The sequence below is a fragment of the Pseudokineococcus marinus genome, assembly GCF_013004605.1.
Lineage (GTDB): Bacteria > Actinomycetota > Actinomycetes > Actinomycetales > Quadrisphaeraceae > Pseudokineococcus > Pseudokineococcus marinus.
This window is the reverse complement of record NZ_JABEMA010000209.1, coordinates 1-5468: the sequence shown is the minus strand read 5'-3', so window position 1 is coordinate 5468 and position 5468 is coordinate 1. Positions and strand designations below refer to the sequence as shown.

At 77.2% G+C, this 5468-nt stretch carries 7 protein-coding genes; 4 read left to right on the top strand and 3 right to left on the bottom strand.

Going from position 1 to position 5468, the window contains the following annotated elements:
• Positions 1-262: 262 nt before the first annotated feature.
• The 3 genes from HLB09_RS12315 to HLB09_RS12305 form a co-directional block, all read right to left on the bottom strand.
• Complete coding sequence (locus tag HLB09_RS12315) at positions 263-361, bottom strand: 30S ribosomal protein bS22 (RefSeq protein ID WP_003792170.1); 99 nt, start codon at positions 359-361, stop codon at positions 263-265.
• Between the two features lie 86 nt (positions 362-447).
• Entirely contained in the window at positions 448-750 is a 303-nt protein-coding gene (locus HLB09_RS12310) for a helix-turn-helix domain-containing protein (protein ID WP_171203655.1), read from the bottom strand.
• Between the two features lie 124 nt (positions 751-874).
• Positions 875-2083, bottom strand: coding sequence for an acetoin utilization protein AcuC (locus HLB09_RS12305; protein ID WP_171203654.1), 1209 nt, complete (start codon positions 2081-2083; stop codon positions 875-877).
• 135 nt (positions 2084-2218) lie between these two features.
• Here HLB09_RS12305 and HLB09_RS12300 point away from each other — a divergent pair, with 135 nt between their 5' ends.
• The 4 genes from HLB09_RS12300 to HLB09_RS12285 form a co-directional block, all read left to right on the top strand.
• Positions 2219-3607, top strand: coding sequence for a potassium transporter TrkG (locus HLB09_RS12300; RefSeq protein ID WP_171203656.1), 1389 nt, complete (start codon positions 2219-2221; stop codon positions 3605-3607).
• The gene (locus HLB09_RS12295; RefSeq protein ID WP_171203653.1) at positions 3600-4265 is read left to right on the top strand and encodes a potassium channel family protein; all 666 of its coding nucleotides are present in this window, start codon (positions 3600-3602) and stop codon (positions 4263-4265) included. The genes HLB09_RS12300 and HLB09_RS12295 overlap by 8 nt, the downstream gene beginning before the upstream one ends.
• Complete coding sequence (locus HLB09_RS12290) at positions 4262-4573, top strand: hypothetical protein (RefSeq protein WP_171203652.1); 312 nt, start codon at positions 4262-4264, stop codon at positions 4571-4573. Before HLB09_RS12295 ends, HLB09_RS12290 begins: the two co-directional genes overlap by 4 nt.
• A gap of 88 nt (positions 4574-4661) precedes the next feature.
• The coding region (locus HLB09_RS12285; protein ID WP_171203651.1) for a phosphatase PAP2 family protein at positions 4662-5468 on the top strand (807 nt) is incomplete at its 3' end.

The following is a 5468-nucleotide window of genomic DNA, read 5'->3' as shown; positions in this document are numbered from 1 at the left end:
GCCTCCCCCGCGGCCAGACGGCGGACGAGCGCGGCGGCCAGCGGGTGGGCCGCGCCGACGACGGCGACGACCTCGCGGCGCGTGTCCGGGCCGGGGCCGGGGCCGGGGCCGACCGTCACGGCGACGTCCCGCGCGGCGGGTCGCCCTCGGACGCACGACGCCCGCCACCGCGGGGCGGGGCGGGCGTCGAGGGGCGGTCGGTGCCGTCGCGGGGCGCGCGGGTCCGGCCGCCGGTGCTCATGTGCTCAGCGGTCCTGCTGGGTCACTTCTTGTTGCGGCGCTGGTGGCGCGTCTTGCGGAGGAGCTTGCGGTGCTTCTTCTTCGCCATCCGCTTGCGGCGCTTCTTGATGACCGAACCCATGGGGCCTGCCTGTCGTCTCGGGTGCTGCGACCGCGTCCGGTGCGAGCCGACGTGGTCCTGGTCCGGGGGTGAGCCTACCGGGGCGCTCAGGCGCCGTCGGCTCGCCGCTGCTCGGCGGCTGCGGGAGGCGCGGTGCGCGCCGCGGCGAGGAAGGCCGACGCGGCGCCCTCGGGCACCCGGTAGGAGCGCCCGACGCGCACGGCGGGCAGCTCGCCGGAGTGCACGAGGCGGTAGACGGTCATGCGCGAGACGCGCAGCGCCTCGGCCACCTCCGCGACCGTGAGCAGGCGACCGTCGGTGAGCCCGCCGCCCGGGGCGCCCGCGCCGGACCCGCCGCTCCCGGCGTCCCCGCCGGCCGCGTCCGCCGCTGCTCGCCCGTCCGTCGGCACGCCGGCCCCCTCGTCGTGGTGGCGGCCCACCGGCCGCCGCGTCGGGCGCTGCGGCCCCTCGGAGCAGACCCTAGGGGAACCCGGCCCCCCGCGTCCCCGCCCTCGCCCGGCCGGACCAGGGTCCTCAGTCGAACCAGGGGTCGAGGCCCTGCGCGGGGAAGACGGCGCTGCGGGTGGCGAGCACGGCGCGGTCGACGGCGTCCTCGGGGTCGTGGCCGCTGGACCAGGGGCGGTACCAGGGCGGGCGGTCGCCCTCCGGCTCGCCGGGCCCGGCGTCGCCCATGAGCAGCGGCGCCTCGCGGCGGTAGGTGCGGCGCACGTGGTCGCGCCACGGCTCGGGCACCGGCGTCGACGGGCGGATGGGCGCGTGCGCCGCGACGGCGACGACGTGGGACCAGGTGCGCGGGACGACGTCGACGACGGCGTAGCCGCCGCCGCCCGTGGCGAGCCACCGGCCGTCGCAGACCTCGTGCGCCAGCTCGTGGAGGCTGTCCGCGGCGGCGCGCTGGGCGTCGACGGAGACGGCGAGGTCCGCCAGCGGGTCGAGCTGGTGGCTGTCGCAGCCGTGCTGGGTGACGAGGACGTCGGGCTCGAAGGCCCGCACCAGCGGGTGCGCCACGGCGTGCAGCGCCCGCAGCCAGGCGGCGTCCCGCGTGCCGGGCGGCAGCGCGACGTTGGCGGCGGAGCCCTCGGCGCCCGGCCCGCCGACCTCGTCGGGGAAGCCGGTGCCGGGGAAGAGCGTGCGGCCGCTCTGGTGGAGGGAGACGGTGAGGACGCGCGGGTCGTCCCAGAAGGCGGCCTGGACGCCGTCGCCGTGGTGGACGTCGACGTCGACGTAGGCGACCCGCCGGGCGCCGGCGTCGAGCAGGCGGCGGATCGCGGCGGCGACGTCGTTGTAGACGCAGAAGCCGCTGGCTCGCCCGGCCATGGCGTGGTGGAGGCCGCCGGTGAAGTTGACGGCGTGGGCGGCGTCGCCGCGCCAGACCTCCTCGGCGCACTCGACGCTGGCCGCGAGGATGCGCGCGCTCGCCTCGTGCATGCCGGCGAAGGCCGGGTCGTCCTCGGTGCCGAGGCCGCGCTCGACGTCGACGCGCCGGGGGTCCTCCGAGACGCGGCGCACGGCCTCGACGTACTCGGGCAGGTGGACGGTGTGCAGGAGGGCGTCGTCGGCGACCCCGGAGCCGCGCACGTCGAGGCCCGGCCGGTCGAGGACGCCGAGCTCGCGCAGGAGGCGCACCGTCAGCTCCAGGCGCATCGGGCTCATCGGGTGGTCCGGGCCGAAGTCGTACGCCGTGAAGACCGGGTCCCACACGACCCGGGTGCTGCTGGTCATGCCGCGACGCTAGCGTCCCCCCTGCGCCCGCCGGTCGGGCGCGCAGGCCGGCGCCCCGCCGAGCCGCCCCGACGGGGGCGCCGGGGCCCGGCGGACCGGGGTGCCCCGCCCGGTCCGGGAGGGCGCGCGGTGGACCTGGAGACGCCCCCGCGCACGCGGGGCGCCGTCCGCGGCGGCCTCGCCGGCTTCGTCCGGCGCTCCCCCGCCCGGCTCGCCGTCCTGGCCTTCGTGTCGGTGATCGGGGTCTTCACGGCGCTCCTCAGCCTCCCCGGGGCCACGAGCTCGGGCGAGCGCGCCCCGCTCGCCGACGCCCTCTTCACCGCCGTCTCCGCGGTGTGCGTGACGGGCCTCGTGACGGTGGACACGGCGACCTACTGGTCCGACCTCGGCGAGGCGATCATCCTCGCGGGCATCGCCGTGGGCGGCTTCGGCGTGCTCGTCCTCGCGAGCCTGCTGGGCCTCCTCGTGTCCCGGCGCCTCGGGCTCTCCCAGCGCCTGCTGGCGCAGAACGAGACGAAGGCGCTGCGGCTCGGCGAGGTGGGCCTGCTCATCCGCACCGTCATCCTCGCGTCGGTGGCCGTGGAGGTGGTCCTCGCCCTCGTGCTGCTGCCCCGCTTCCTCGTGGCGGGCGAGTCGCTCCCGGCCGCCGCCTGGCACGCCCTCTTCTACGGCGTCTCGTCCTTCAACAACGCCGGCTTCGTGTCGCACGCCGGCGGCCTGCCCGCGCTGGACGGGACCTCCCCCGCCGGCGACTGGTGGCTGTGCCTGCCGATCATGGTCGGCGTCGTCCTCGGCAGCCTCGGCTTCCCCGTCCTGCTCGTGCTGCGCGACCGCTGGCGCCACCCGCGCCGGTGGGGCCTGCACGCGCAGATGACCGTGGCCGGCACGGCCGTGCTGCTCGTCGTCGGCGCCGTGCTCATCGGGGCGATGGAGTGGGGCAACGCGCGCACGCTCGGCGCCCTGCCGTGGCCCGACCGCCTCCTCGCCACGGGCTTCGCCTCGGTGATGCCGCGCTCCGGCGGGTTCTCGACGCTCGACCTCACGGAGATGTCGACGGCGACCTGGCTCGTGCAGGACGCGCTCATGTTCGTCGGCGGCGGCAGCGCCTCGACGGCCGGCGGCATCCGCGTGACGACGCTGCTCGTGCTCGTCCTGGCCGTCGTCGCCGAGGCCCGCGGGGACCGCGACGCCGAGGTCTTCGGGCGTCGCGTGCCGCAGGCCTCGCTGCGCCTCGCCGTCGCCGTCGGGCTCGTCGGCACCTCGACCGTCCTCGTCGGGACGGTGGCGATGCTCGCCATCACCGGTGACAGCCTCGACGTCGTGCTCTTCGAGGTGATCTCGGCGTTCGCGACCGTCGGGCTGTCCGTCGGCGGCACCGCCGACCTGCCCGACGCCGGCAAGTACGTCCTCTCGGCGCTCATGGTCGTCGGGCGCACGGGCACCATGACCCTGGCCGCCGCCCTCGCCCTGCGCGAGAGCGGCCGGCTGTTCCGTCTCCCGGAGGAGAGGCCCATCGTTGGCTGACAGGACACGCGACGACGCCGTGCTCGTCATCGGGCTCGGCCGCTTCGGCAGCGCCATGGCCGCGGGCCTGGACCGCATGGGCCACGACGTGCTCGCCGTCGAGCGCGACCCCGAGCTCGTGCAGGAGTGGTCCGGCCGCCTCACGCACGTCGTCGAGGCCGACGCGACGAACGGCGACGCCCTCGCCCAGCTCGGCGCCCAGGACTTCCGCGTCGCGGTCGTCGGCATCGGCACCTCGCTCGAGGCGAGCGTGCTGACGACGTCGACCCTCGTCGACATGGGCGTGCCGCAGATCTGGGCCAAGGCGATCACGCCCTCGCACGGGCGCATCCTCACGCGCCTGGGCGCCCACCACGTCGTCTACCCGGAGGCGGACGCCGGCGAGCGCGTCGCCCACCTCGTGGGCGGGCGGCTGCTGGACTTCATCGAGTTCGACGACGGCTTCGCCATCGTCAAGATGCGCCCGCCGCGCGAGTGCCAGGGCTTCACCCTCGGGCAGAGCAAGGTCCGGGAGAAGTACGGCGTCACCGTCGTCGGCGTGAAGAGCCCCGGCGAGGACTTCCACTACGCCCAGCCGGACACCCGGGTGCGCGAGCGCGACCTGCTCATCGTCTCGGGGCGCACGAGCCTCATCGAGAAGTTCGCGGGGCGGCCGTGAGCGAGGGCGCCCCTGACCGTGCGACCGACCGGGCGACCGAGCGCGAGCTCGGCTACATCGCCATGCGCCTGCACGTGCTCGAGGCGCTGGCCCTCGCGGCCCGGCGGCGCGCCGAGCTCGTCGACCTCGTGGCCGACGCCCCCGACGTCACCGCGGCCGCCGCAGCCCTCGGGGCGTGGGGGCTGGACGACGCCCAGGCCCGCGCCGTGCTCGACCTCCAGGTGCGCCGCCTGGCCGGGCGCGAGCGCGAGCGGCTGGACGCCGAGCGCGAGCGGCTGGTGGCGCGGCGCGCCGAGCTGGGCGGCTGAGACCCGCCTTCCTCGCCCCGCGTCGCCGTCGGCGCTCCCGGGCCGCTGCGCCGTTGCACCCGCTGGCCGGGTCCGGTACCGAGGGAGCATGGCCCCCTCCGCCGTCGGCGGTCGACCGGCCGGCGCCAGCAGCACGGCGGGCGCCGGCCGCTTGGGCGTCCGGGCGCTCCTCAGCGGGGCGGCGCTGCTCCTGGGGGCCGTGCCGTTCCTCCTGCTGTGGCTCCTGGTCCAGCGCTCCTGGTCCCCGCTGGCGGCCCTGGACGGCGACGTCGCCGCGGACCTCAACGCCGCCGTCAGCGGGTCCCCCGCCGCGGTGGCGGCGCTGCGTGCGGTCACCAGCCTCGGTGACACCGGCACGGTCGTCCTCGCCCTCGTCCTGGCGACGGTCTTCCTGCTGGTCCGGCAGCAGCGGCGGCTCGCCGTCTTCACCGCGACCACCGGCCTCGGCCTGACCGTGCTCGTCCCGCTGACCAAGGCGGTCGTCGACCGGGCGCGACCGGTCGTGGACTCCCCCGTGGTCCAGACCCCGTCGAACGCCAGCTTCCCCAGCGGGCACGCCATGGGCTCGCTCGTCACCGCCACGGTCCTGCTCGTCCTGGTCCTGCCCGCAGCGCGCCGTCGCCTGCGGCCGTGGCTGGTGGCGGCCACCGCGCTCGTCGTCGTGGCCGTCGGGGCCTCGCGCCTGGCGCTCGGCGTGCACTACGTCTCCGACGTGCTCGCCGGCTGGGCGCTCGGGGCGTCGTGGGTGGCCCTGACGGCAGCGGCCTTCCGCGGCTGGCAGCACGACCGCGGCGTCGCGGCGCAGGAGCCGCTCGACCCGCTGGCCGTGGCACCGGACCGGGCCCCGCGCGCAGCCCCGAGCGGCGAACCGGTGCTGCCGCAGGGGCGCGCGACG

Excerpts from the sequence above, each read along its gene's own strand:
- HLB09_RS12305 (WP_171203654.1), bottom strand. The coding sequence starts at position 2,083 with ATGACCAGCAGCACCCGGGTCGTGTGGGACCCGGTCTTCACGGCGTAC.
- HLB09_RS12315 (WP_003792170.1), bottom strand. The coding sequence starts at position 361 with ATGGGTTCGGTCATCAAGAAGCGCCGCAAGCGGATGGCGAAGAAGAAG.